A 25,739-nucleotide genomic window follows, 5' to 3' on the forward strand; every position below is an offset into this window, starting at 1 on the left:
GTTTGCAGACAGGCCCTAGGGTGCGATACACCGTCAGACAGCGATCAGCGCGGTCATGGCGTGCGGTTGGCCATCGAGCGCCATCATCACCGACAGTGCGGTGATCGTGATGATGGAAAAGAAAAAAACCTTCCGCGCCCAGACCCGCTCATCGATGCTCTTGCGATATCCCGCCAACGCCATCTTCAGCCACCACAGGCTGGTTGCGCATGCCACCGCCAAGTAGCCGTAACCGGCATAGCCGCCGACGGCCAGCATCACCGTTGCGACAGAGAATGCCAGAATATAGAGCACGATCTGCTGCTTGGCCTGGTCAATACCCCTCACCACCGGCAACACCGGGATGCGCGCCGCCTCATAGTCCTGCAAACGGAAAATGGCGATCGCATAGGAGTGCGGCATCTGCCACAGGCTAAACATGCAAAGCAGGATCAGCGCGCCGCTGTCGAAGCGGCCGGTCACCGCGCAGTAGCCGGCCACCGGCGGCACGGCCCCGGACAGGCTGCCCACCAGCGTGCCGTACACCGAATGGCGCTTCATATACAGGCTGTAGACCCCCACGTAGATGACGAAGCCGCCCAACGCGCAGACAAACGCCAACGGATTGGCGCCGAACCACAGCAATAGAAAGCCCGCCACGCCCAGCAAGGCGCCGTGCGCCAAAGCCGCCTTGCGGCTCATGGCGCCGGTCACCAGCACGCGGGCGCGCGTGCGCGCCATCTTGGCGTCGATGTCATGGTCGATGCAGTTGTTGAACGCGCAACCGGAAGCCACCACCAACGACAACCCCATCAACGTGGCCGCCATCAGACCGAAGTCGATTCGCCCCTGCGCCGCCAGCAGGAAGCCGCCGGCAGCCGAGATCAGATTGCCGAACAGAATGCCCGGCTTGATCACCTGCCAATAACGTTTGAGCTTCACGACCGGCCTCACTCGACCATGCGCATCATCAACACGTCGGCGCTGGTGATGATCCAGATCGACAGGGCGACCAGCAAAACGATGACCATCGCGGTGAAGATGAAGGAGAACGTGTTGAGCTTACCTTGCGGCGTACGCAGATGAAGGTGCAGGAAATATTTCAGGTGCACCAGGATCTGCGCCACGGCAAACACCACGATGCCGAGCGTTGCCGCTTGGCGCGTAAAGGCGCCGCTCATGACCATCCCAAACGGGATCGCCGTCAGAATCACCGACAAGGCAAAGCCCACCAGATAGCTCTTGACGCTGCCATGCTCGGCGGCGTGTGCGTGCGCGTGCGCCATTACAGCACTCCTTTCAGGTAGACCACGGTGAAGACGCAGATCCAGACGATGTCGAGGAAGTGCCAGAACAAGCTCAGGCAATTGAGGCGCGTCAACGCCCGGCCGGTCAGGCCGGTTTTGATCACCTCGAACATCATCACCGCCATCCACAGGAGGCCGGCGGTCACATGCAGGCCGTGCAGGCCGACCAAACCGAAGAACGCGGACAGAAAGGCACTGGCGCCAGGGCCGTTGCCCTCTACGATCAGGTGGTGAAATTCGTTCAGCTCCAAACCGATGAAGGCCGCGCCAAAAAGGAACGTCACCGCGAGCCAGGCCAGCACGTCCGTTCTCCGGCCTTGCTGGCCGGCGATCATGGCGAAGCCGTAGGTAATACTGGACAAGAGCAGCGCGGCGGTTTCCACCAGCACGTAAGGCAGCTCGAAAATATCCTTACCCGACACGCCGCCCGCGGTATTGCGAAAGAGCACCGCGTAGGAGGCGAAGGCGGTGGCGAACAAGATGCAGTCGGTCATCAGGTAGAACCAGAAACCGAGCACTTTTTGCTCGCCGCTGTCGTGATGCGCGTGGCCGTCGTGGCCGTGCGCCGGGGTTGCGTAGCTAGTCATGGTTACTCCAACCGTTACACCAGAGTGGCGGGCTTAACGCCGCTCGAAGGCTTGCGCGCCGGTTCGCGCTCGCTATACGCATCGACATCGATGCCCATGCGCTCGAAGCGCTCGCGTTCGATGGCCTCGACCTCATTCGGCTGCACGTAGTAATCGAGGTCGTCGTCAAACGCGCGCGTCAGCATGCTGCCGATAATGCCGATCAGACCGGCGACGGCAAGCCACCAGATATGCCAGATCATGGCGAAGCCCAACGCCGTGGTGAATGCGCCGATGGCGATGCCCACTGCGGTGTTCTTCGGCATGTGAATCGGCTCATAGGACGTCGGCACGACGTAGGCGACACCCTTTTCCTTCATGTCGGTGAAGGCATCGATATCGTGCACCGCCGGCAATTTGGCGTAGTTGTAGAACGGCGCAGGCGACGAGGTCGACCACTCCAGCGTGTGACCGTTCCACGGGTCGCCGGTCGGATCGGCCAGCTGCTTACGGTCGCGCACGCTGACGTAGAGCTGCACCAACTGGCAGGCAATGCCGCAGGCAATCAACAGCGCGCCGACGCAGGCCAGATAGAGCCACGGCGTCCAAGCCGGATTATCGGTATGGTTCAGGCGGCGGGTCATGCCGAGGAAGCCCAGCACATACAACGGCATGAAGGCGAAATAAAAGCCGACCTGCCAGAACCAGAATGCCGCCTTGCCCCAACGCGGATTCAGCTTGAAGCCGAAGACCTTGGGGAACCAGAAAGAAAAACCCGCCAGGTAGCCGAACACCGCGCCGCCGATGATGGTGTTGTGGAAGTGGGCGATCAGGAACAGGCTGTTATGCAGCAGAAAATCAGCGCCCGGCACGGCAAGCAGCACGCCGGTCATCCCGCCGATGGTGAACGTCACCATGAAGCCCAACGTCCACAGAATCGGCGGTTCGAAACGCAGACGGCCGCGGAAGAGCGTAAACAGCCAGTTAAACAGCTTCACGCCGGTCGGCACCGCGATCACCATCGTGGCGATGCCGAAGAAGGCGTTGACATTCGCGCCAGAACCCATGGTGAAGAAATGGTGCAGCCAAACCATGAAGCCCAGGATCGAGATGGCGCCGCTAGCGTAGACCATCGATTTGTAACCGAACAGCCGTTTGCCGGTAAAGGTGGACACGACTTCGGAGAAAATACCGAATGCCGGCAGCACCAGGATGTACACCTCGGGGTGACCCCAGGCCCAGAACAGATTCAGGTACATCATGGCGTTGCCGCCCGCTTCCGCGGTAAAGAAATGGAAACCGAGATAACGGTCGAGCGACAGCATCGCCAAGGCGCCGGTCAAAATCGGAAACGAAGTGACGATCAACACGTTGGCCCAGGTGCAGGTCCAGGTGAAAATCGGCATCTGCATCAGCTTCATGCCAGGCGCGCGCATTTTGAGCACGGTAACAAGGAAGTTGATCGCGGTCAGCGTCGTTCCCAAGCCGGAAATCTGCAGCGCCCAGATGTAATAGTCGACCCCCACGTCCGGGCTGAAGCTCAACTCGGACAAGGGCGGGTAGGCTACCCAGCCGGTGCGGGCGAAATTCCCCACGAACAACGACATCATGACGAGCCCAGCCGCCGAGGTCAGCAGCCAGAAGCTGAGCGAGTTCAGAAACGGAAAAGCCACGTCGCGCGCGCCGATCTGCAGCGGCACGACGATATTCATCAGCCCGGTCATGAACGGCATCGCCATGAAGATGATCATGATCACGCCATGGGCGGTGAAGATCTGATCGTAATGCTCGGGCGGGAGCACACCGAGGTGGCCGCCGGTCGCGATGGCCAACTGGCCGCGCATCATCAGCGCATCGGCGAAGCCGCGCAAGAGCATGACCAGCGCGACGGCAATGTACATCACGCCGATTTTCTTGTGATCGACCGACGTGAGCCATTCTTTCCACAGATAGCCCCACTTGCCGTATCTGGTGATCAATGCCACCAGCACCAGACCGATCAGACCGACGCCCGACATCGTCGCCATGATGATGGGCTCGTGGTAGGGGACGGCATCAAGCGTTAATTTACCGAGCAACATCAATTGACACTCCTTGCAGCCGCCGGGGCGCACAACCGCTTGGTCAGCGCGTCCAGCTTGATATCTTCTTCCGACAGGGCGAGCGAGGTCCGCGCAGCCATGTACTTATGCATGACGGCATCGAACAGGCGCGACGTCGGCGCAGTGTAGTAGGCCACGGCGTGGTTTTCGCTCGGCACGGCCAACTGGCGGTAGGCATCGATGTCCAACGGCTGCCCGGCCGCGCGCACCTGCGCGACCCACTTGTCGAAATCGGCCGGGGTGGCGGTGGCGATGGCGTTGAATTTCATGCCGGAGAAGCCGGCGCCGCTGTAATTGGACGAGAAACCGTCATAGGTGCCCGCTGCGTTGGCAATCAGATGCAATTGCGTCTGCATGCCCGCCATCGCATAGATCTGGCCACCCAGTTGCGGAATGAAAAACGCATTCATCACTGTGTCGGAGGTAATGCGGAAATCCACCGGCACGTCCTTGGGAAAAGCAATCTGGTTGACGGTGGCGATGTTCAGCTCAGGGTAGATGAACAGCCATTTCCAGTTGAGCGCCACTACGTCGATCTTGACCGCCTTTTTGTCGGAATCCAGCGGACGATACGGATCGAGCGCATGGGTGGTGCGCCAAGCCAATACGGCGAGGAAGGAAACGATGATGATCGGAATCAGCCAGACCACGGCCTCGATCTTGGCGGAATGCGCCCATTTCGGCGCGTAGGTGGCGTTGACGTTGCTCGCGCGGTACTTCCAGGCGAACACCAGGGTCAGAACGATGACCGGCACGACGACCAGCAGCATGAGCAGCGTTGCCGTGACGATCAGGGACTTCTCGTCGGCTGCGATCTGGCCCTTCGGATCAAGGATGCCGCCTTGACAACCGGTGAGCAGAACGAGCGCGAGCGGAGAGAGCCACAGCACCAAGCGGGAAGAGCTACAGTTTCTCATCTTGCGACTTCACAGGTTAAAAAAAATCTTTGACGCACGAGGGCACAGAGCCCGTCGCGTCAGAACCTGACAGAAATCGCGGGCTTTGCTGTTTGCTTCCCAGGGGACATTGCGGCAGCGGGGCCCAAGCCCCCGCCGCGTATTCTTATTTAGCCGGCTTCTACCGCGCACACGCGGGAAGAATTTAAGATCGGACGCGCTGTCGGCGCTTATCCGTTGATGACGTGACAGCAGAAAATTCATCGCCAATGACGGCAACGGTGTAACGATTCGCTACAAGCATTTCGGCAAACACGAACATCCCGTGGCAGCGCGCGGGCCGATCGCTCAGCCACTTTTCCCTTCGACACTGTCGTGATATATCTACCGGTTTCCGCGTATTAACCCAGTTCTAACTAGTCTTATCAAGAGCGCGCAACCAGAAACAAGCAGGAAAAATCAACAAAAACCGTCAGAACGTTTGACGTAAATCAACAGCAAAAACTTACGCAAGCATAACAAACTCAACCGCTTGGCGCGCTGTCCGACAAAAAATCATTGCCGTTGCAATTTGTTACATTTCTCTTCAGCGTGCTGTTGCATCGCCGCATCGGCTATAGGAAAAATCCTTAACATCGCTCAGCGCCCATACACGGGTCCATCGCCCGGCATCCCTTGTATTTATTTGTCCGCAATGGTTGAGCCGGCAGGCCACTCGCGCCATACTTGCAAGGTTTGCAATGGCCGGAGGACGAGATGGCTCACCGCGTGGTTTTTGTCGAGGACGATCCGGAGCTGTCCGGGCTGATCAGCGACTTCCTGTCCCGCCATGAGATGGAAGTCATCGTAGAAGCGCGCGGCGATACCGCCATGGCCGTCATCGAGCGCGAGAAACCCGACCTGGTGCTGCTCGATATCATGCTGCCCGGCAAGGACGGCCTCACCATCTGCCGCGAGCTGCGCCCGAATTTCCTCGGCCCGATCGTCATGCTGACGTCGCTCGACAGCGACATGAATCAGATCCTCGGCCTCGAGCTCGGCGCCAACGACTACATCCTCAAAACCACCCCGCCCTCGGTGCTGGTGGCTCGGCTCCGCGCCCAGCTCCGCCATGCCGGCAGCGCCATGCCCGCCCCGGCGGAGCCGGCGGCCAAGCTGCCGCAAAAACGCCTTTTCGGTCAGCTGACCATCGACCCGATCAATCGCGATGTTTGGCTCGCGGGCGAGCAAATTGTGCTGTCCACCTCGGATTTTGATCTGCTCTGGCTTCTGGCGAGCCACGCAGGCGAAATCCAAAAGCGCGAAACACTGCTGAAATCCCTGCGCGGCGTCAGCTACGATGGCCTCGACCGCAGTATCGACGTCGCCATCTCGCGCCTGCGCAAAAAGCTGGGCGACAACCCCAACGAGCCGTTCCGCATCAAGACCGTGCGCAACAAGGGCTACCTGTTCTCGCTATCCGGCTGGGAGTAAGCGCCGCATGCGCAAGCTGTTCATCCAATTCTATCTACTGCTGATTGGCTGCTTCCTGGTGGCCGTCATCCTGGTTGGCGTCGTGTACAAGCAGGCAGTGGACAAGGTGGGTGAACGCTATCTGTCCGATCTCCTGCGCACCACGCTTTCACTGATCGAAACCGAATTGCGCGGCGTGCCGCAGGAGTTATGGCAGGAGAAGCTGTCGCAGGACGATCATCGCTTCACCTTCCACGTCAAGCTGGAGCGCGAAAGCGCCTACGACCTCGACGACGCCTCGCGCGCCGCGCTGGCGCGCGGCGAGATCGTCATGCTGGAAAACAATTATCTGTTCCTGCAAAAGATCGAAAACAGCGATTACGTGCTGGTGGCCGGCCCATTGCGTTATCTGTTCTTTCTCCATCAGCTCAAATGGTTCGATTACGCGCTGTTGGCGTTGATCGGCCTGTCGCTGGCATTTCCGGTGCTGTTATGGATGCGGCCGCATTGGCGCGACCTGATGACGCTGGAACAAACCGCCACCCGGCTGGCCCACGGCCACTTCTCCGCCCGGGCCCGGCTGCCTGAAAGCTCCGGTGTGCGCCGGGTCGGCCAGGCCTTCAACCGCATGGCCGACAGCATTGCCGAGCTCTTGGCGAGCAAGAAGGCGCTGACCAACGCCGTCGCGCACGAATTGCGTACGCCGCTCGCCCGGCTGCGCTATCGGCTGGAACTGTTGGACGACGCCGATGCCCCGGCGCATCAGGCCATGGCGCGCGATCTGGATGAAATCGACCGACTGATCGAGGAATTGCTGCTGCACGCCAAACTCGACCGCCCCGAGGCGCCGCTGACCCCGAGCACCTTCGATGCGGCGAGCTGGCTTGACGATCGCATCGCCGGTCAAATGTCGCTGGCGCCGACGCTCTCCTGGATGCGGCAGCCGCTGGAGCCCGGCAGCGCCGTGATCACCGCCGACCACCATCTTCTGACGCGGGTGCTCGACAATCTATTGTCCAATGCGCGCCGCTATACCAATACCCTGGTGCGCGTATCGCTGCGGCTGGAGAAGGGCCAACACGTGCTGATCGTCGACGACGACGGCCCCGGCATTCCGCAGGAGGACCGCGAACGGGTCTTTTCGCCTTTCGTGCGGCTGGATAGCAGCCGACACCGCAGCACCGGCGGGCATGGCTTGGGCTTGGCGATCGTCGAACGCATCGCACGCGCGCACCGCGGCCAGGTGCGCATCGACACCTCGCCGGAAGGCGGCGCGCGCTTCATCTTCACTTGGCCGGAAGGACTGCTTTTACATTCAGTTACACGGGGAAACAAACAGCGCCTAGACGCTCCCGGAACCGATGATTAGCATGAACCGATCGTGCCGAATACCCTGCGGGGGTGTCGGCAGGCCTTCACAAGAGGATTCTGCCCGATGAAGAAGCAACTCGCGCTCGGCGTTATCGCCCTGTTGACGTGCGTGTCCCTGACAGCCATGGCGGAGGATACCTCCGCGCCGGTTCCGATTCACCGCACCACCGCCAAGCATCGCGTCGTCAAGCAGCCCATGGCAAAACCGAGCATGGCTACCAGCAAACCGGCCGCATCCTCTGCCCATTAAGCTTCCCGGGCATGGCGCGCGCCCTGTCCCTTCGTTTCGGAGTTCTGCATGAAATTGCGTTTACTGGGCCTGGCGTTGGTGGCGGTCGCAAGCAGCCTGCCTGCCAGCGCTCATAAACTCACCCGCGAACAACTCACCTTGTTCTTCGGCAAGGATGATCGTGTCGCCGTCGGCCCGTCGGGCATGCCCTGGCAAACCATCGGCCGCCTGCAAACCCTGGGCGGCTTGCAATGCACCGCCACGCTGGTCGCGCCGGACGTCGCGCTGACCGCCGGCCACTGCTTCGTCAATCCACGCGGCCAGCTCGACCCGGCGCAGGATTTCACCATCGGCCTCCAAGGCGAACGCTACGCCAAGCGCGTCACCATCACCAAGGTCATGGTCAACCGGCAATTGCTGCGCGGGCTGATACACAAACGGGATGGCGTTTACGTGCCGGAAAGCGTGGCGCGTTACGATTACGCGTTTGTCCGCCTGTCCGAACCGCTGGGCAACACCTATGGCTATCTGCCGGTCTTCGGCGGCGATCGCACGGCGCTGAAGAAGGCGCTGGCCGGCATCAACAAGCGCATGGTGCACGTCGGTTATCCCGAGGACACGCAAGGCATTCTGATGGCGCACAAGAACTGCCTGGCCACGGAACTCCATCGCGACGGCCGCCTGGGGCATCGCTGCGACACGCTGCCAGGAGACAGCGGTTCGCCGATGCTGGCGACGGTGGACGGCAAAACCATGATTATCGCCATCCAAAGCTCGGCGCCGAACGCCCGCGACCGCTACCGTGCCGACAATATGTCGCTGACGGCGCCGGTGTTCTACAACTCGCTCCAGCGCTTCATCCAAAACAAATGACAAACGGGCGCCGCGGCGCCCGTTGCTTTATCGTCATCGCTCAGTCGCAGGAGAGCGCCTGCTTTTGCAACTGGATCAGCTCGGCAATGCCCTGCTCCGCCAGCGCCAGCAGCCGATCCATTTCCTCGCGGCTGAACGGTTCGCCCTCCGCGGTGCCTTGAATTTCCACGAAACGCCCGCTGCCGGTCATGACGACATTCATGTCGGTCTCGCAGCCGGAGTCTTCCACATAATCCAGATCCAACACGGGCCGGCCGTCCACAATACCCACCGACACCGCGGCGACGGCATCGTGCAACGGATTTTCGCCGAGCTTGCCTTCCGCCATGAGCTTGCCGATGGCATCGGCCAGCGCCACATAAGCGCCGGTGATGCTGGCGGTCCGCGTGCCGCCGTCGGCCTGAATCACATCGCAGTCGATCACGATCTGCCGCTCGCCCAGCTTATCCAGCGCGGTGACGGCGCGTAAAGAACGGCCGATCAAGCGCTGAATTTCCTGCGTGCGGCCCGATTGCTTCCCCGCGGCGGCCTCGCGCCGCATCCGGCTGCCGGTCGAACGCGGCAGCATGCCATATTCGGCCGTCACCCACCCTTGACCCTTGCCCTTGAGAAACCCGGGCACTCCCTCCTCGACGCTGGCGGTGCAGATCACCTGGGTATCGCCGAATTCCACCAACACCGATCCTTCGGCATGGCGGGTGAAATGGCGGGTCAAGCGCACGGGGCGCAAAGCGGCATCGGAACGGTCGTCGGCTCTCATGAATATCTTCTCTATGCAAAAAAATCACATAGATTATACCGTCTGCTTCCCGCGGATGGATTGAGTCGACCCGGGGGCCTTGCTATAGTGCTGAAGCCCGGATTGCTTCACGTTGCAAAAAGCCATTCGGGCCCGACCTTTTATCTCAAAGAACGCTTTAAGCGGGAGCCCAAAATGATCCTGAGCATGACCGGCTTTGCCTCGACCAATCGTGAATTTCCCGGAGGCATGCTGAGCCTGGAACTGCGTGCGGTGAACCACCGATACCTCGATATTCAGATGCGCCTGCCGGAGGAACTGCGTGTCATCGAGCCACAGATGCGCGAACTCATTTCCGGCAAAGTGGCGCGCGGCAAGCTGGAGTGCCGCGTCGGCTTGAACCAGCTCGACAGCGGCGCGCCGACGCTGGAAATCAACACCGACTACCTGCGCACGCTGCTGGCGGTCGCCGAGGAAGTGCAATCGCTGGCAACGGCCGGCAAGGGACTCTCCGTGGGTGAGCTGATGCGCTGGCCGGGCGTCTTGAAATCCAATCAATTGGCGCCGGAAGTCCTGCAGCAACTTTGTTTGGAAGCGCTCGCGTCCGTGCTGGGCGACTTCAACGCGTCACGCGCCCGCGAAGGCGACAAACTCAAGGCGCTGCTGCTGGAGCGCGTATCGGGCATGGAAAGCATCGTGGCGTCGGTCAAACCCAAATTGCCGCAAATTCTCGATGCCTACATGGCCAAGTTGTCAGGCCGCCTGCGCGAAGCGCTGGGCAGCGTCGACGACGATCGTATCAAGCAAGAGTTCGCGCTGTTCGCGCAAAAGATCGACGTCGATGAGGAGCTGTCACGCCTGACCACGCATCTGACCGAGGTACGCCGCATCCTCAAGGCCGACGGCCAAGCCGGCAAGCGCCTCGATTTTCTGATGCAGGAACTCAACCGCGAAGCCAATACCCTGGGCTCCAAATCGGTGTCGGCCGAAACCACGCAAGCTTCGGTGGAACTCAAGGTGCTGATCGAACAGATGCGCGAGCAAATCCAGAACATCGAATAAGCTCGCGGCGGCGTTGGCGCAATGCCGCGCGTTGCGCGGCGATTGCGCCCTACCCCCGGATACGCGCTCGCGTAGGGCGCACTCGCCGAAGGCAGTGCGCCACAGACACGCACGGTACGACAGCGCCATGACGACGACCAGCCGGCGCCGCGCGCCTAAAACTGCCAACGCGCCCAAGTGAATAGCACATTGCCGTTGCCCTTGGAGCCGGGCACATAGGTGGACTGCAAGGCAAACCGGCCATATTCGACCGACACCAGCGGCAATAGCACCGGCAGCGGGTAATACTCATAGTCCTGACGGGCCGTCACGCCCGCGGTGAAACCGGCGCCAAGCCGCCAGTCGCCGCCGGGGTGCCAGATTTTTTGATAGCCGTAGCCGGCGATGGGCTCGAACCGGTTGTGCGAGTCCTGAAAGGACATGACATAGAGGGCATGCCAATTGCCCTGGTCGTCAAAGCGGTATTTGCCGACGCCGAGCCCCCAGGGGTTTTCGTTGTATTCCGCGATTTTCTCCGCCGTATACATGCGGCGGTTATGCCACGTGTGCAGAGGAACGTAGAGTTCGTACTGATCCGAGTCCCACGTCTGCCGCACCGTCTCTTGCGCCTGCTGCCAGAAGCCGTCACGCGGCGCGTTCTCAGCCGCCGGCGCCGAGGCGTCGGCAAACGCCATCGCCGACATTGACAGCATGCCGGCCCATAGGGCCGCGCGCACGGAAAAAGAGAATATGCGAAATGTCATACCATCCAATCTTAATCGTCAGAGAAAGGCTGAACCGGCCACGATGACGGCCTAGCCATATGAAAGGCAATTAAGAGTCTTATTTTGTTTAATAGTTCAAAATAAGATGAATTGTTTAGATGGCGTCGAACTCGCGCGGACCGTGCGCCAGGTCCAGCAAGCCGCCTTGCAGACTGTCACATAGCGGCCCCAGTGTTGCTTGGAGATAGCGCATGCCGCGCTCAGGAGAAGGGAAGGAAGTATCGGGTTGCTCCCCGATGAACACGATATGGTTGGTACTCGCCCGCAACCGATTGGCCTCGTGCGGCGCCGCGCCGACAACCCGGCTGACGGTCTGTCCACGGCCATCCAGCCAAGCGGGCACCCGCAGTTCCTCCGGCACAACATCCAACGTCAGACCATCGTGCAGCGTCTCCAGCGCATAGGCGCTGATCGGCGAACAGGACAACAACGACGCATAGCGCGCCATGTCGATCAAAGGCCACTCGGCCACAAACCGCTGGTTCATGACACAACGCAACAGGCTTTCCATCGCGCCAGCCTCGGCGGCCTCGCCCAGCCAAGGACGGTACAGCGCGCGCCAACGGACGATCAGCGTTTCCACACGCTCAGGGTCGAGCGCCGGCGGTTCGACCTGGAAATAACGCAAAACCTCCAGCTTGACGGCACGCACGACCAAGAGATGAACCTTCATGGCGGGCAAGTGTTGGTGCAGCGCTTCGGCGAGTCTCACTTTCATGCGATCACCCTTGTCATGTTTCCGACCTGCATCAAACAAACCATTATTTTTTAGTTTGTTTATATTCAATTTATTGGAAAGATTAATTATGTGCAAGTAAAACCTGTTCGGGAACGACTATTCGCATACGGAGCGCCGCCGGCTTAGGGACCCTCTGAACCCGTTATTTACCGCTGCGGCGAATAACGGGTTCAGAGGGTCCTTAGCGGTCTGAGACTGGCCTAACCGTTCTGATAAACCTGAAGTCCTTGATCGAAAATCACCCCCGACAGCTTGCCGTGCAACGCCAATTTGCGGATGAGTTGCGGCTCCTCCCCAGAGACATGACTCAGCGCGCCACGGGAAAAACCGTTGATGCTGAGAAAATCGCGCCGACGCAATCCGGCACACGCGCCCGCCACCGGGCCGAAGCCGAACGGCAGACCGATCACGCTATCCTTGGCATGCAAGGCCGGTGCTGGCGGAATCGCGGCGCCGCTTTGCACGTCGACAAATCCCACCGGCCAGTGGCCGACCAGGCCCAGATCGGACCGGGCCGACAGACAATCGATGATCTGGCGATCGAAACCTGCGGGAAAATGCGCGACATCGTCATCGATTTCGATCAAGAATTCGCCGCGCGCGGCGTCGAACAGTTGCTTATAGAACTCGATGCCGGTGTTGGCCGTATTGATCAGAACCCGGTTCACGCCCTCCTGCCGCAACACCTCACGCGTTTCCGGCCAATCGTCGTTGACCCCCACCACCAGCTCGACATCCGTTTCCGCCAATGCCTCGCGCAACGCGTGCAGGGTATGGCGAAGCAGCGCCGGACGGCGGTAGGTGAGCAGCACCACCGATAAACGACAATCGCCCCGCGCCTCGTTCAGGCGCGCGCGATAGGCGGCCAGCTCGGCGCGCTCGACGGCAAATTGCCCCGGATCGGCTTGCGACAGCACCTGTTCGCATTCATTGGGCAAACCGAGATACAACAGCATGTCGAGCATGGCCGACTGCACGTCCGGCCGCTGCGGATAGGTCTGATAAATCTGCAGCATGGCGTCGATGGCGAACCCGGCCAATTCGGCGATCGGCAAACCCGCGTTAAAATACTTGAACACCGCCGCCAGCACGCCATACGCGGCGGGAAACTTGTCGGGATCCCCCAACGCCACTTGCGTCAGCACGGCACGCGCGTCGACCAGACGCCCAGCCGCCAAAAGCAGCATGGCATAGCAGAGCAGATCGTCGTTTAAGCCGGCGCCGAGGCCAAATACGCGATTCACATCGGCACGGGCACGTTCAGGCGCTTCGCCATGCTGACGGGCGTAAGCGGCCAGCGCGAGCGCGCAATCCAAGTGATGGCGCTCGGACGGAAGAGGCAGTTCATTCACCGTGGGATACTTCGCTATTCAAGATAAAACGCGCGATGGCGGCGGAATCCAGCTCGCCGTCCCCCTGATCGACCAGGCGTTGGATCAAGCCGGCGACACGCTCGGCCTGCGGTAGGCTGATGCCCAATTCATGCGCGCAGTCGAGTACGATGCCCATATCCTTGAGGTGCAAAGCCGCCTTGAAACCCGGCGCGTAGTTGTCGTCGATCATGCGTTGGCCGTGCACGTCCAAAACCCGGCTGGCGGCAAATCCGCCCAGGAGCGCCTGCCGCACCGGCACCGGGTCGACGCCACAGGCCTGCGCCAGCTTCATGACTTCGGCCACCATCGCCACGCCGACGCCAACGGCGATCTGGTTGCAAGCCTTGGCCACCTGTCCGGCGCCAGAGTCGCCGATGCGGGTGATGGTCTTCCCCATCGCCGCCAACACGGGCTCGACACGCGCGAGCGCCGCTTCCTTGCCACCGACCATGACCGTCAACGTGCCATTCATGGCGCCCACTTCGCCGCCCGACACCGGACAATCAAGAAAATCGACGCCATGCGAGGCCAGCCGCTCGGCGATGCGGCGCGCGCCGAAAGGCGAAATCGTGCTCATATCGATGCAGACCAGCCCCGGCCGGGCACCGTCGACGCAGCCGCCCTCGCCCAGCAGCACCGCCTCGACGTCGGGCGTATCCGACAAATTGGTAATCAGCACGTCAACCTCCCCGGCAAGCTTAGCGGGGCTGTCGCACCAGGTGGCGCCCGCGTCCAGCACCGGGCGGGCGCGTTCGGGGTGGCGCGCCCAGACGGCGACGGGGAATCCGGCGCGCAATAAATTCAGGGCACAGGGTCGCCCCATGATGCCCAAACCGATATAACCGACTTTCAGCATGATGTTTTCCAAGACGAGGGATATTCATTGATGCACTAGGGCCTGTCTGCAAACTATTTGCGGCTGCGGCCGGCATCAGTCGGATGCAGCGCTAGAAGCGCGTCCCGCCGCAGTGTCATTCACTGCAAGGGACAAGCGACAACGCGATGCGCCGGCTGATACCGGCCCCGAAGGGCTGGCCTGGTAAACGGCCATCTGCGTCGTTGGGCGGCTTGGCCTTAGAATGACTAAGGCCGGCGCCCCCCGCCTAGCATCTGGCCATTTGCCAGGTCAGCGCAGTTCACAAATAGTTTGCAGACAGGCCCTAGTATATCCCGGCGCGCGCGCTATCCGTATCAGGGGGTAGGCAAAATCGAGGGACCGGAAGGCTTCAGCCAGGCATCCAATTCAAATCCTTTGCCTTCCGCTTGTTTTTCCAGGTAATAGACGAAGGCCAGTACTTCAGCCACCGCGCGATAGAGCTCGGGGGGAATCTGTTGATCCAGATCGACTTGCATCAACAGCGAGACCAGCTCAGGCGAATCGTGCACGAACACGCCAGCCGCGCGCGCGCGCTCGATAATGCGCTCCGCGGTCTGGCCATAGCCCTTGGCCACGACGCGCGGCGCGCGCGCGCCTTCCTTGTAGCTCACGGCGACCGCCGAGCGGCGGTCGGCATCCAATGCCGGATTAGGTTGTGGTTTCTTCATGCTTGACCGACAGGGTCGCCAGATCCAGGCCGGCGGCCGACAGGCCATCCACCAGCTTCTGACTATTTTGTTGAATCATGTCGCCCGCGGCCGTCTCCTCGGTGGTGAACGACACCTGGACAGCCTTGCCGACCAGACGAACGCGGGCGTTCATACCGCCCAGCACCGGCAGATTCAACGATAAATGCGACGTCCAGGCCGGCGCCTCGCTTTTACCATGCCCTTGGCGTTCATCGGTTTCTTCCGACTGGATCAGCATTTGCATCGGCTGCCCCGGCCAGGCGAAGCCCTGCACCGGCACTTGCCGGCTCTCCAGCGTATCGAGTTGATGCTGCACCAGATTGCCTAGCTGCGGTAGCGCGCTATTGCGCGCCGACGACGTATCTTGCATCAGGGCCTGACCAAGCTTGCTCTGCGGCTCCTGCTGCAGTTGCGTCAACGGCAGCTTGCCCAGATCCCAAGCTTTCAGATGCGACTCGTAGAACAAGCCGCTGTTTTCCACGCCCTGCTTGAGCGAGTTCGCCATCTGGGCGGGCGGCTGGTCGCGCGCATCCAGGGCCACCGGCTCGCTGGCTTGCGCCGGCATCTGCTTCAGCAGGGGGTTTTGACCGGATTCGCCGGCCACGGCTTTTTGAGCCAGCAGGCTGGAAGCGGGCGCCCCGCCGGCCTCGTCCGCCGCCAACGCGGCCTTGGCCGCCAAGCCCGCCGCGTCGGCTAGCGCCGATGCCCCCGCCCGGCCTGAACCGGGCTGGCCGGCATCGCCGGCATCGTTCTGGTCCGCGGCGGACAGCAACCGCGTCAAGTAGCGCGAAGCGGGGCTCAAGTCCACCTGAACCGAACTGTCCTTGGCCTCCTCGCCCCCCTCGCCATCCTGCAGCGCGAAGCTCAGCCCCGGTTTCAGGCTGACGACGCGCAGATTGAGCGTATCCCCTTTTGGCTGCAGGCCCGGCGGCAGCGTCAGAGTGAACAGCGCATTCTTAATCAGCACCGCCACCTGATTATCATTGAGCTGCTCGGCAATCCGCGCGCTGACCTGTTCGCCGATCACAAGATTGGGCAGCCGGGCGGGCAGGACGGAGACGTCGAGCAGCGCCTTGTCGCCCTCGGTCAAGAGCCGAAGCGGCGAGATGGCGCCGGGGCTCAGCGGATTACTGAGATTGGGAGGCTGAACAGGAATCATGAGGTAGAGTTATTTCGGTACAGGGATAGGATCAGCTCGGCTTCGCTACGGGAGATGCCACAACGATGCGCGACATCCGCCGCCCCCATACCCTGCTGGATCAGCTCGATCGCCTGCTTGTAAGGCGAGGCGGCGGCCACCTCGGCCGAAGGCTTCGCCTGCTGGCGTTCGACACGGTCCGCCAGATGCAGCAGATCGCGCTGCTGCACGCTGATCTGATGCTGCAATTGCTCGATGTACAGCGCCGTCACCCGATCGCCTTCTCGCTCGAGCCGCCGCAATCGGCGATGAAAATACCAGGCTTGGGCGAGAATGACGCCGAACATGATGATGTTGCTGGCGAAGAGAGCGAACGCGGACATGGACAACCTCCCCAGGCAATCTTTCTCTGATTCTAAGAGGCCTGTGGCAATAACCCAAGGAAAAGCCTAGGAAAACCACCACTCACGTTAGCGGTAGGTCATGCGCAGACGCCGTTCCTGCTGGACGGAGGACAGATCTTCGCCCAGTTCGTCGCGCCGGGCCGCCATCATCAGTTCGATGCGCTGGTTTTTCCGCAGCGCATCGCGAAACGGGTCGAGCAAATCCGGCAACTGCTTGAGCACGGTTTCTCCGGCTTCTGTGATCATGAGCGCCATTTGCTCTTCCCGTGCGGAGAAAACCACCAGAAGCTCTTCCCAACGCCCCTGCTCCGCCGCCGCCAGCATGGCGTCGGTGTAGAGAACGAACTGCTGAGCGGCATTGCGCAGACGATCCAAATCCATAACGAATGTTCCGTCGCCCTCAAGGCGCCGTCTTTTGCGACGACAGCTGATTGGCATGTTGCGTCTTGGCCACCTCCTGCCAGGCGGGCAAAATCACGCTAAGCAGGTTGGCCACCTCGTCGAGAATCTCGGGATCGTTTTTCATATTGGCGACCCCCAGGCGAAACTTGACGTAGATATACAGATCTTCGAGGTTCATCGACAAATTGGCGTCGTGCGAATGATCCAACGCGACGCGCAGGCCTTCGACGATATCGGAGGCCTTGTTGATCATATGAGTCTTTTCCGAGTGACGCTCATTCTTCATCAGCACCTTGGCTTGCTGAATGGCGCGGATCGCGCCTTCGTACAGCAGAACGATCAGCCCGACGGGGCTTGCGCCATACACCGCCACCTCCAGCGCGTCGTCTTGGTAGGCCTTCTTAAACTGCTGCATTGCAAGGGTGTTCTTCATGTCTACCCAATATTCCTGATCGTGAGGGGCCAGCGCAAAATCACGGCATCGCCGCGTTCTGGTCCGTTTGTCTTATTTGCTCGACGACGTTATCCGCGCCAGCATCGACGTCAGCGACGAACTGGTCTGCTGCATCTGCATGAGCGACGAGTTGAGCTTGGTGTACAACGTCAAATACCCATCCTGCACGACACTCATGCGCGTTTGTTCCTGATTGGCCTTGTCCTTCATCGTCTTGACCTGATCGTTCAGCGTGTTGGTGCGCGTCGTGACCAGGCCCCTCGGCCCTAAAAAATCGTTGATCGTGCTGTTGAAACGCTGGGCGAAGCCATCTTTGTTACTGTTGCCGAACAGATTGACCACCGCCGCCGGATCGTTGGCGATCGCTGCGTTCAACGCCGTGGCATCCAGCTTGAGCTTGCCGTCCTTCTGCAGCGACACCCCCGCCTGGGCGAGATACGCAATCGTGGTCGAGCCGTCCGCGCCCGAAATCGGCGTATTGAGCAGCTTGGCCAGCGTGGTCTGCAGATGGACCAGCGTGTAATCGCCTTTCAGATTGCCGTTGTACAACGTCTGCGCATCGCTGGCAACCTTGTTGTAGGCATCGACGAAAGTTTGTACTTTCGCCTGGATGGCGGCGGAATCGGAAGCCACGGACAGCGCAGTGGAACCGGCTTGCGTCAAGGAAAGCGTCACGCCGTTGATCGCCGAGGTCACCGTGTTGCTGCTGCTCGTCAGCGTCAGGCCGTTGACGGTCAGGCTCGCGTCCTTGGCACGCGCGGTCAAACGGCTGTCGGTGATATTGCCCGAGCCGTCCACGGCCGCCGCCGCGTCAAAGGTCATGAAGGACAAGCTGGCTTGGCCGCCGGCGGTCGAAGTGCTGAACGACTGCGCCGCGCCGACGCCGGCGCCGGTCAAGACCAGCCGGTACGGCGCGGCGCTATTATCGGCCTTCACCACGCTGGCGCTGACGCCGATACCGGCGGCGTTGATGCTATTGCTGATTTCGTCCAACGAGCTGTTGGCCGAGATGGCGACCGTTGCCGTTTTACCGCCGCCGAAGGTGAAATTCAACGTATCGGCGGCATTGCCCAGGCTCGCGCTTTCGCTCGCCTGGCCATTGAAGGCCAGATTCTGGGCCGTGGCCAGATTGTTCACCGCAACGTTGTAGATGCCGGGATTGGCCGACTGCGACGCGGTGGCGGACAAGACGGACGTGTTGCTGCTGGTCGCTTTGAAGGTATTGATGAACTGCCCGGAGGACAGCGAAGTCAGCGTGCCTTGCAACGCCGTCAGGTCCGAACTTAACGCGCCAAGATCCGAAATCTGGCTGTTGTAGGTCGACACCTGCTGATTCATGCGGTTCAGGGGCTGCTTCGCCACGTTCATCAGTTGCGAAACGAGCCCCTGCACGTCGAGCGGACCGCTCGCCGAGGTTATCGTGGAAGTTGCCATCACACTCTCCGGCCTGAATCAGCGCCAGGCGCTTCAGGCACTGTCTTTTACCAGCAATCCCTTGAAATCATCCAACGCCTTGGACAAACGCAACACATCCTCGGCCGGGATCTGGCGAATCACTTCGTTGGTCGTGCTGTCGGTGACCTTCACGACCCGGCGCCCCGTCGCGGGATCAACCGAAAACTGCAACTGGGTGTTGAACAGTTTCGCAGTATCGTTGAGATGATCGACCGCGCTCGACAGCGCCTTCTCATCGACTTTCTGCTTTTTGGTGCTGTCCGCCTGAGTCGACGCATCCTGACTTTGGCCAACGGCAGCAACGGCGGCCGCGGTCTGTGCCTGCACCGGGGCCTGCTGTGCGCTCGCGGCTGCTTGCGCAGGGGGCTGCACGGGCTGCGGCGTCTGAGCCACATTGCTCAACAACGGGTTCACTTGCATGATGGCCTCCTATCGCAAGACCGGCCCCCGAATCCGGGGCGTCTCGTCAGTTTGCACTGCCTCCCCGGGCATCATGCACTGCCCAAAGGGGAGGCTGGCTACACCAGGCCTCTGCTTCGATGACCCACCAGCAAGGGTTCGAGCAAGCGTTATTGTAGAATTTCCAGCCGAATCGTAGCCACTCCATTTCCTTTCGGGCGCGCAGGGCGCAACCCGCCTGACTCTTTATCGGCCATCCCCCGCATAACTTTAGGGCCTGCCACGTTTTTTTGCAAAACGCGGCGCATGCCCCAGAAATAAAATAGCCACGAAACCGTCAAGCATCGTGGCTCAATCACTAACCCCAGGTTTTTTAACCACCCTTGAGTAGGGTCAGCGCAGCCTGCGGCAGTTGGTTGGCTTGCGACAAGATCGCGGTGCCGGCCTGCTGCAAAATTTGTTGCTGCGTCAGGTTGGCGGTTTCCGACGCGAAGTCGGTATCGACGATCCGCGATTGCGCATCCTTCAAGTTCTGCACATAGTTCGACATGTTGGCGATCACCGCCTGGAAGCGGTTTTGGATCGCACCGAGTTGCGAACGGTCGTTCGACACCAGGTTGATGTCCGCATCCAACGCCGACAGTACCGCCGTGGCGGCGGCCGAGGTGGTGATATTGATCGTGCCGGTCGCCGTCAGGCTCGAAGCGTAGCTCGACAAACCCGAGGTCAGGTCCAGACCGCTCGCCGTCACTTGGTTGCTGGCCACGCCGGACGCGCCCACCTGGAAGGTAATGCTCTGCCCACCCGACAGCAGCAGCGTGCCGTTAAAGTTGGTGGTCTGGATAATACGGGAAATTTCTTGCGTCAGCTGGTCGACTTCCGACTGCAGCTGCGAGCGGTTGACGTTACTGATGGTGCCATTGGACGCCTGTACCGCGATTTGGCGGATGGTCTGCAGGTTGTTCTGGATCTGGCCCAGCGCGCCTTCCGCGGTTTGCGCCAAGGAAATACCATCACTGGCGTTGCGAATACCCTGGTTGTTGCCGTTGATCTGGGTCGTCATCGACTGGGAAATCGCGAGACCCGCCGGATCGTCGGCCGCGCTATTGATGCGCAGACCGGAAGATAGGCGTTGCAACGACGTCTGCAACGACTGCGTCGAGTTGGACAGATTAAGCTGCGCGTTCAACGACGCAGTGTTGGTATTGACGTAAATTGCCATTTATTGTTCTCCATCGAGTCAGGCGCTAACCCGGCGGACTTTGCCAGCACTGCACTAGCACGACTGCCCAGCCCCGTCCTTACGGAGACATCTATTGGCATAACCCAATAGATTTAGACAGTCATTACACGTACCGCCATCATGGTGAACAATACAAGCAGATTCGCATAAACGCAAGTTTTGCGATGAAAACGGCAAGGCACCACGACATGTTGTCATGCCGTGGTGACCAAATTTACATCAGATTAACCCTTGAGCAGGGTCAGTGCAGCCTGCGGCAGCTGGTTGGCTTGCGACAAGATCGCGGTACCGGCCTGTTGCAGAATCTGTTGCTGCGTCAGGTTGGCGGTTTCCGACGCAAAGTCGGTGTTCACGATCCGGCTGCGTGCGTCGGACAGGTTTTGCACGTAGTTCGACATGTTCGCCACCACCGCTTGGAAGCGGTTTTGGATCGCGCCCAGTTGCGAACGGTCGTTGGAGATCGCGTTGATGTCCGCGTCGAGTGCCGACAGTACGGCCGAGGCGCCGCCCGAGGTGGTGATGTTGATCGTGCCGGTCGCCGTCAGGCTCGAGGCGTAGCTCGACAGCCCAGAGGTCAGGTCCAAGCCGCTCGCCACTACCTGGTTGTTGGCCACGCCGGACGCGCCCACCTGGAAGGTGATGCTCTGGCCGCCCGACAACAGCAGCGTGCCGTTGAAGTTGGTGGTCTGAACGATACGCGAGATTTCCTGCGTCAGCTGGTCGACTTCGGTTTGCAGCTGCGAACGGTTGGTGTTGCTGATGGTGCCGTTCGACGCCTGCACCGCGATCTGACGGATGGTCTGCAGGTTGTTCTGGATCTGGCCCAGCGCGCCTTCCGCGGTTTGCGCCAGCGACACGCCGTCGTTGGCGTTGCGGATACCCTGGTTGTTACCGTTGATCTGCGTGGTCATGGTTTGCGAAATCGCCAAACCGGCAGGATCATCCGCCGCGCTGTTGATACGCAGACCGGAGGACAGGCGCTGCAACGACGTCTGCAGCGATTGCGTCGAATTGGACAGGTTCAACTGCGCATTCAATGACGCGGTGTTGGTGTTTACATAGATAGCCATTTTTTCTCTCCATCGAGTCTATTACTCGGCGGCTCCTGCCTCAGCAACACCACCGAAGGCGGACGAAAAGCCCCCGCACCTGATTCTCTATCGACGCACCAATCCAAAACTTTAGAAAAAAATCGTCTTTTTCTGCATTCTGTTGGAAATCAAGCACGCCCCCGCTAGGTGGAGGGCGTGCCGGATCGATCGAAGACCGGGTCATTAACCCTTGAGGAGCGTCAGCGCGGCCTGCGGCAACTGGTTGGCTTGCGACAAGATCGCGGTGCCGAAGGCGGACGCCATATCGCCGCCCTTAACTTGGCTATCGGTTCGTTACCCGCAAACGCCATCGAAAAAATGTCTGTTTTTATCGAAATACATTGCCAATTATTAAGGCCCCTCGGCACAAGTTATTTACCGCTGCGGCCGCCCCCAAAGCACAAGGGCCGAACGCCGCTTATGTCGGCGTTCGGCCCTTGCTTTACCGCCCGGTCAAGCCGTCATTAGCCCTTGAGGAGCGTCAGCGCGGCCTGCGGAAGTTGGTTGGCTTGCGTCAAAATCGCGGTACCGGCCTGTTGCAGAATCTGTTGCTGCGTCAGGTTGGCGGTTTCCGCCGCGAAGTCGGTGTTCACGATCCGGCTGCGCGCGTCGGACAGGTTTTGCACGTAGTTCGACATGTTCGCCACCACCGCTTGGAAGCGGTTCTGGATCGCGCCCAGTTGCGAACGGTCGTTGGAGATGGTGTTGATGTCCGAGTCGAGCGCCGACAGAATCGCCGAGGCGCCGCCCGAGGTGGTGATGTTGATCGTGCCGGTCGCCGTCAGGCTCGAGGCGTAGCTCGACAGCCCAGAGGTCAGGTCCAAGCCGCTCGCCACCACCTGGTTGTTGGACACGCCGGACGCGCCCACCTGGAAGGTGATGTTCTGGCCGCCCGACAACAGCAGCGTGCCGTTGAAGTTGGTGGTCTGAACGATACGCGAGATTTCCTGTGTCAGCTGGTCGACTTCGGTTTGCAGCTGCGAACGGTTGGTGTTGCTGATGGTACCGTTGGCCGCCTGCACCGCGATCTGACGAATGGTCTGCAGGTTGTTCTGGATCTGGCCCAGCGCGCCTTCCGCGGTTTGCGCCAGCGAAATACCGTCGTTGGCGTTGCGGATACCCTGGTTGTTGCCGTTGATCTGCGTGGTCATGGTTTGCGAAATCGCCAAACCGGCCGGATCGTCCGCCGCGCTGTTGATACGCAGACCGGAGGACAGGCGTTGCAACGACGTCTGCAGCGATTGCGTCGAGTTGGACAAGTTCAACTGAGCATTCAACGACGCGGTATTGGTGTTTACGTAGATAGCCATGGTAAGCCTCCCTCCTGATCGGATATATGTGCGGCAGGCAAATCGCTTTGGGACAGGATCAGGTTTCGTGCCCCACTTGCCATGGTTATCGGCATGTCATCGCCATACTTTAGGACAGGTTCAAGATTTTTTTCCTTTCGGGACAAACACTAATGCGTCGAATCGACGTACCGCCTATTCAGCTCGCGCCACCCTGGCCGATATAAGCTTTCAACCGGTAATCATTCAGCGCGCACCACCGATGACGAAGAACATTGAACAGTTGGCCGCATGCATGTAAAGATGGGCGAACTTAACTGGGCGTCATCGATAACCTGGGAATCCTAGGGCTCGCTCAACCTTGATGTGACGTGGATGGGAAGCATGAAAAAAGAAAAAATCATGTTCGTGGTGATGCCCTACGAAGGCGAAGTACTCGATAGGGTCACGGCCAAGTTTTATAAGAACAAAGCCGTCAAATACATGCCGCTCGGCGTTCTAAGCATTGCCGCCACGATTCCCGTCGACCGCTACGACGTTCAAGTGCTGGATGCCGCGAGTCTGGGACTGTCGCTGGACGAGACCATCGAAGCCATCGAAAACTGGGCGCCGGATGTGCTGGGCTTGTCGGTGGTCACCTACCGCGCCTGGGCGATGACCGAAATCCTCAAGCGCACCAGCGCGCCGTGCAAAGTGGTCGGCGGGCCGCATGCCACCAAGAACTACCGCTATATCCTGCAGCAAGGCGCGCACGCCGTGTTTGTCGACGACGGCGAAGTCATCTTTCCCGAATGGTTGGATTCCGGCCGCCCGCCGGGCGTGTATTTCGGCGGTCAGGTCGACCTCAATGCCTTGCCGCTGCCGGCGCGCCACTTGCTGGACATCGATATCTACCGCATCGAAAAAAACGAAGATCTGCTGTTCGATGTCGGCAGCCTGCGGCTGCCGATGTTCAGCTCGAAGGGCTGCCCCTACTCCTGCACCTACTGCGACGTGCAGCAGAAGACATTCAATATGAAGTCGGCCGAACGCTGCGTGGAGGAGTTCAAAGAGTTGATCCGCCTGGGCGCCACGTCGATTCACATTCTTGACGACGCGTTTAACGTCAATCGGGCGCGGGTCAGCGATATCTCGCGCGCATTGATCGCCGAAAACATCAATATCGACTGGAGCGCCCGCGGCACGGTCGAAGTGCGCGAGGACGTCATTGCCGACCTGGCGGACGCCGGCTGCCGCCGGCTGCACGTCGGCATCGAGAGTCTCGACGACGACATTCTCGCCACCTTCAAGAAGGCTTCGCGCTATAAGCACATCGAGCAGTTTTGCAAGCTGTGCGACAAATACGGCATCGATATTCTGGGTTATTTCATCGTCGGCGCGCCGGGTGAAACCACCGAATACCGGCGCACGCTCCCTGGCCGCATCCGCGACCTAGGCATCAAGCTGCCCTATTTCAACCTGCTCTCGCCGCTGGCGGAAACGCCGTATTATGAGCAGCTGCTGCGCGAGGGACGATTCGAATACGACGTGTGGCAGTCGTTCTGCCGCCAGCCGGTACGCGATTTCATCATCCCGGAGATCCGCTCCGTGGAGGAAGAAGACGAGCTACGCCAAATGATCGACCGTTACGTCGAGCATTTCAAACGCGACGATATGCCCGTCTTTGTCAGCTAAGGCGTCTTATGTCCATCAACAAAATTGCACTGCTGGTCAATTTCAGTCGCAACAGTTATCTGTTCAACATCATGCGCGCCCTATCCCAGGCATTTTTGGACGAAGGGGTGGAAACGCAGTTGGTCGATGCCGGCAAAGAGCCGGAAGAGGTGAAGGCGCTGTTGGAGGAGCTCAAACCCGACTTCATCTTCGAAATCAACCGCACGCGCGGACAGACGCCGGATGCCATTCCCGAAGGCATGACCCACGTGGCCTGGATCCAGGACGGCTGGCGCGAACCCAAGCACGGCGAGCTGCCGCAATTGCACTATAGCGACGCGAATTTCGGCGGCAGCGAGCTGATCTACACGCTGGTCGACCCGGCTTATTTCGGTTTCTCCTATCACGTGGCGCAAGGCGTCTGGGGCCGGCTGCACACCGGCATCGACCCGCGCATTCACCACGCCATGCCGGAGATCCTGCCCGAGCCGAACAGCGCCGCCATCTGCGGCTACATCCCCTTGCCGCTGCATGCGCTCAACACCGAGTTCATGCAGCACGTCATGGCCTGGAACAAGGGCCGGCAGGTGCGCGCCGATTACATGGCCAATTTCCTGCTCAACAAGGCCAAAGCGTCGGTCTGCCAACACACGTTCCCACAGATACACCAGATGATCGCTGACGAAATCTGCCGTTATCTCGATATCCAGATCACGGCACAAGACCTCGTCACCTCGATGGACCAGATCACCTATCTGCAACTGTTGGATACCGAGATGCCGCGCGTCAACGACCGCCTGACGCTGGCCAACGCCACGCTGGGCGCGGAGCTGTCCCTGCAGATCTACGGGCCGGACTTCTGGCGCTACTGGCCGACGTATCTGCCGTATTACCAAGGCAATCTGCGCTGGGCAAAGGAACTGGCCGACGTGTATCGGCGCACGCAATTCAACGTGCACAACGGCTGCTTCGGCATGCACTCGCGCGTGCTGGAGTGCATGGGCAGCGGCGGCAGCATCTTCGTCTGCACCGGGCGCTTCGACGACCCGGAGTACGACATCCGCCGCCATTTCACCCCCGGCGAGCATTACGTGCCGTTCGACATGGAGACGGCGGTCGAGACATTCTCCGAATGGCGCGGCCGCGACGCGGCGCTGCACGAGATCGCCATGAATGCCGCCGAACAAACGCGC

27 protein-coding genes are annotated in these 25,739 nt (G+C 60.3%); 7 read left to right on the top strand and 20 right to left on the bottom strand.

All coding sequences use genetic code 11. The features are described 5' to 3' along the window. Positions 1–33: 33 nt before the first annotated feature. The 5 genes from cyoE to cyoA are packed head-to-tail and all read right to left on the bottom strand — an operon-like array spanning position 34 to position 4,871. Positions 34–921, bottom strand: coding sequence for a heme o synthase (gene cyoE / locus JOZ06_RS02630; RefSeq protein ID WP_293228353.1), 888 nt, complete (start codon positions 919–921; stop codon positions 34–36). A gap of 8 nt (positions 922–929) precedes the next feature. Then, positions 930–1,265 carry a cytochrome o ubiquinol oxidase subunit IV gene (cyoD, locus tag JOZ06_RS02635; protein WP_293228354.1) on the bottom strand — a complete coding sequence of 112 codons (336 nt, stop codon included), beginning with the start codon at positions 1,263–1,265 and terminating at the stop codon, positions 930–932. Beyond that, positions 1,265–1,873, bottom strand: a complete 609-nt coding sequence (cyoC, locus tag JOZ06_RS02640) for a cytochrome o ubiquinol oxidase subunit III (RefSeq protein ID WP_293228356.1) — start codon at positions 1,871–1,873, stop codon at positions 1,265–1,267. The genes cyoD and cyoC overlap by 1 nt, the downstream gene beginning before the upstream one ends. Before the next feature lie 14 nt (positions 1,874–1,887). Continuing rightward, the gene (cyoB, locus tag JOZ06_RS02645; protein WP_366814322.1) at positions 1,888–3,936 is read right to left on the bottom strand and encodes a cytochrome o ubiquinol oxidase subunit I; all 2,049 of its coding nucleotides are present in this window, start codon (positions 3,934–3,936) and stop codon (positions 1,888–1,890) included. Beyond that, entirely contained in the window at positions 3,933–4,871 is a 939-nt protein-coding gene (gene cyoA, locus JOZ06_RS02650) for a ubiquinol oxidase subunit II (RefSeq protein ID WP_293228360.1), read from the bottom strand. Before cyoA ends, cyoB begins: the two co-directional genes overlap by 4 nt. Before the next feature lie 735 nt (positions 4,872–5,606). Between cyoA and rstA the strand changes: the two genes are divergently transcribed. The 4 genes from rstA (at position 5,607) to JOZ06_RS02670 (ending at position 8,775) form a co-directional block, all read left to right on the top strand. After that, positions 5,607–6,323, top strand: coding sequence for a two-component system response regulator RstA (gene rstA / locus JOZ06_RS02655; protein WP_293228362.1), 717 nt, complete (start codon positions 5,607–5,609; stop codon positions 6,321–6,323). A gap of 7 nt (positions 6,324–6,330) precedes the next feature. Further along, on the top strand, positions 6,331–7,671 hold the full coding sequence (gene rstB / locus JOZ06_RS02660; protein ID WP_293228364.1) for a two-component system sensor histidine kinase RstB: 1,341 nt from the start codon (positions 6,331–6,333) through the stop codon (positions 7,669–7,671). 66 nt (positions 7,672–7,737) lie between these two features. Further along, the gene (locus JOZ06_RS02665) at positions 7,738–7,923 is read left to right on the top strand and encodes a hypothetical protein (protein WP_293228365.1); all 186 of its coding nucleotides are present in this window, start codon (positions 7,738–7,740) and stop codon (positions 7,921–7,923) included. Between the two features lie 48 nt (positions 7,924–7,971). Beyond that, positions 7,972–8,775 carry a trypsin-like serine protease gene (locus JOZ06_RS02670; RefSeq protein ID WP_293228367.1) on the top strand — a complete coding sequence of 268 codons (804 nt, stop codon included), beginning with the start codon at positions 7,972–7,974 and terminating at the stop codon, positions 8,773–8,775. 40 nt (positions 8,776–8,815) lie between these two features. On the opposite strand, the gene rph is transcribed toward JOZ06_RS02670, so the two are convergent. Continuing rightward, positions 8,816–9,535: a ribonuclease PH gene (gene rph, locus JOZ06_RS02675; RefSeq protein ID WP_293228369.1), complete on the bottom strand. Its 720-nt coding sequence runs from the start codon at positions 9,533–9,535 to the stop codon at positions 8,816–8,818. 174 nt (positions 9,536–9,709) lie between these two features. On the opposite strand from rph, the gene JOZ06_RS02680 reads away from it, so the two are divergent. Then, the gene (locus tag JOZ06_RS02680; protein ID WP_293228370.1) at positions 9,710–10,576 is read left to right on the top strand and encodes a YicC/YloC family endoribonuclease; all 867 of its coding nucleotides are present in this window, start codon (positions 9,710–9,712) and stop codon (positions 10,574–10,576) included. A gap of 155 nt (positions 10,577–10,731) precedes the next feature. On the opposite strand, the gene pagP is transcribed toward JOZ06_RS02680, so the two are convergent. From pagP to JOZ06_RS02750, 14 genes are all read right to left on the bottom strand, one after another. Then, a complete protein-coding gene (gene pagP / locus JOZ06_RS02685) occupies positions 10,732–11,319 on the bottom strand; it encodes a lipid IV(A) palmitoyltransferase PagP (protein ID WP_293228371.1) in 588 nt (195 codons plus the stop codon). Positions 11,320–11,434: 115 nt separating this feature from the next. Further along, a complete protein-coding gene (locus JOZ06_RS02690; protein ID WP_293228372.1) occupies positions 11,435–12,058 on the bottom strand; it encodes a hypothetical protein in 624 nt (207 codons plus the stop codon). A gap of 221 nt (positions 12,059–12,279) precedes the next feature. Beyond that, on the bottom strand, positions 12,280–13,431 hold the full coding sequence (locus JOZ06_RS02695; protein WP_293228373.1) for a glycosyltransferase family A protein: 1,152 nt from the start codon (positions 13,429–13,431) through the stop codon (positions 12,280–12,282). Continuing rightward, on the bottom strand, positions 13,424–14,308 hold the full coding sequence (locus tag JOZ06_RS02700) for an NAD(P)-dependent oxidoreductase (RefSeq protein ID WP_293228374.1): 885 nt from the start codon (positions 14,306–14,308) through the stop codon (positions 13,424–13,426). Before JOZ06_RS02700 ends, JOZ06_RS02695 begins: the two co-directional genes overlap by 8 nt. Positions 14,309–14,643: 335 nt before the next feature. Beyond that, positions 14,644–14,997 carry an EscU/YscU/HrcU family type III secretion system export apparatus switch protein gene (locus tag JOZ06_RS02705; protein WP_293228376.1) on the bottom strand — a complete coding sequence of 118 codons (354 nt, stop codon included), beginning with the start codon at positions 14,995–14,997 and terminating at the stop codon, positions 14,644–14,646. Further along, a complete protein-coding gene (locus tag JOZ06_RS02710; RefSeq protein ID WP_293228378.1) occupies positions 14,978–16,177 on the bottom strand; it encodes a flagellar hook-length control protein FliK in 1,200 nt (399 codons plus the stop codon). Before JOZ06_RS02710 ends, JOZ06_RS02705 begins: the two co-directional genes overlap by 20 nt. Then, on the bottom strand, positions 16,174–16,539 hold the full coding sequence (locus JOZ06_RS02715) for a DUF2802 domain-containing protein (protein ID WP_293228380.1): 366 nt from the start codon (positions 16,537–16,539) through the stop codon (positions 16,174–16,176). Before JOZ06_RS02715 ends, JOZ06_RS02710 begins: the two co-directional genes overlap by 4 nt. A gap of 87 nt (positions 16,540–16,626) precedes the next feature. After that, on the bottom strand, positions 16,627–16,941 hold the full coding sequence (fliT, locus tag JOZ06_RS02720; RefSeq protein ID WP_293228382.1) for a flagellar protein FliT: 315 nt from the start codon (positions 16,939–16,941) through the stop codon (positions 16,627–16,629). A 19-nt stretch (positions 16,942–16,960) separates the two neighbouring features. Beyond that, positions 16,961–17,395: a flagellar export chaperone FliS gene (gene fliS / locus JOZ06_RS02725; RefSeq protein ID WP_293228384.1), complete on the bottom strand. Its 435-nt coding sequence runs from the start codon at positions 17,393–17,395 to the stop codon at positions 16,961–16,963. Positions 17,396–17,467: 72 nt separating this feature from the next. Continuing rightward, positions 17,468–18,850, bottom strand: a complete 1,383-nt coding sequence (gene fliD / locus JOZ06_RS02730) for a flagellar filament capping protein FliD (protein ID WP_293228385.1) — start codon at positions 18,848–18,850, stop codon at positions 17,468–17,470. A gap of 33 nt (positions 18,851–18,883) precedes the next feature. After that, entirely contained in the window at positions 18,884–19,291 is a 408-nt protein-coding gene (locus JOZ06_RS02735; RefSeq protein ID WP_293228386.1) for a flagellar protein FlaG, read from the bottom strand. A gap of 352 nt (positions 19,292–19,643) precedes the next feature. Then, positions 19,644–20,492 carry a flagellin gene (locus tag JOZ06_RS02740; protein WP_293228387.1) on the bottom strand — a complete coding sequence of 283 codons (849 nt, stop codon included), beginning with the start codon at positions 20,490–20,492 and terminating at the stop codon, positions 19,644–19,646. A gap of 245 nt (positions 20,493–20,737) precedes the next feature. Next, complete coding sequence (locus JOZ06_RS02745) at positions 20,738–21,583, bottom strand: flagellin (protein ID WP_293228388.1); 846 nt, start codon at positions 21,581–21,583, stop codon at positions 20,738–20,740. 485 nt (positions 21,584–22,068) lie between these two features. Then, complete coding sequence (locus JOZ06_RS02750) at positions 22,069–22,914, bottom strand: flagellin (protein WP_293228389.1); 846 nt, start codon at positions 22,912–22,914, stop codon at positions 22,069–22,071. A 363-nt stretch (positions 22,915–23,277) separates the two neighbouring features. Here JOZ06_RS02750 and JOZ06_RS02755 point away from each other — a divergent pair, with 363 nt between their 5' ends. Both JOZ06_RS02755 and JOZ06_RS02760 read left to right on the top strand, forming a co-directional pair. Next, entirely contained in the window at positions 23,278–24,567 is a 1,290-nt protein-coding gene (locus JOZ06_RS02755; protein ID WP_293228391.1) for a radical SAM protein, read from the top strand. 8 nt (positions 24,568–24,575) lie between these two features. Then, on the top strand, positions 24,576–25,739 hold a 1,164-nt coding region (locus JOZ06_RS02760; RefSeq protein WP_293228393.1), incomplete at its 3' end, for a glycosyltransferase.

This window comes from Paludibacterium sp., from assembly GCF_019232825.1.
Taxonomy (GTDB): domain Bacteria; phylum Pseudomonadota; class Gammaproteobacteria; order Burkholderiales; family Chromobacteriaceae; genus Paludibacterium.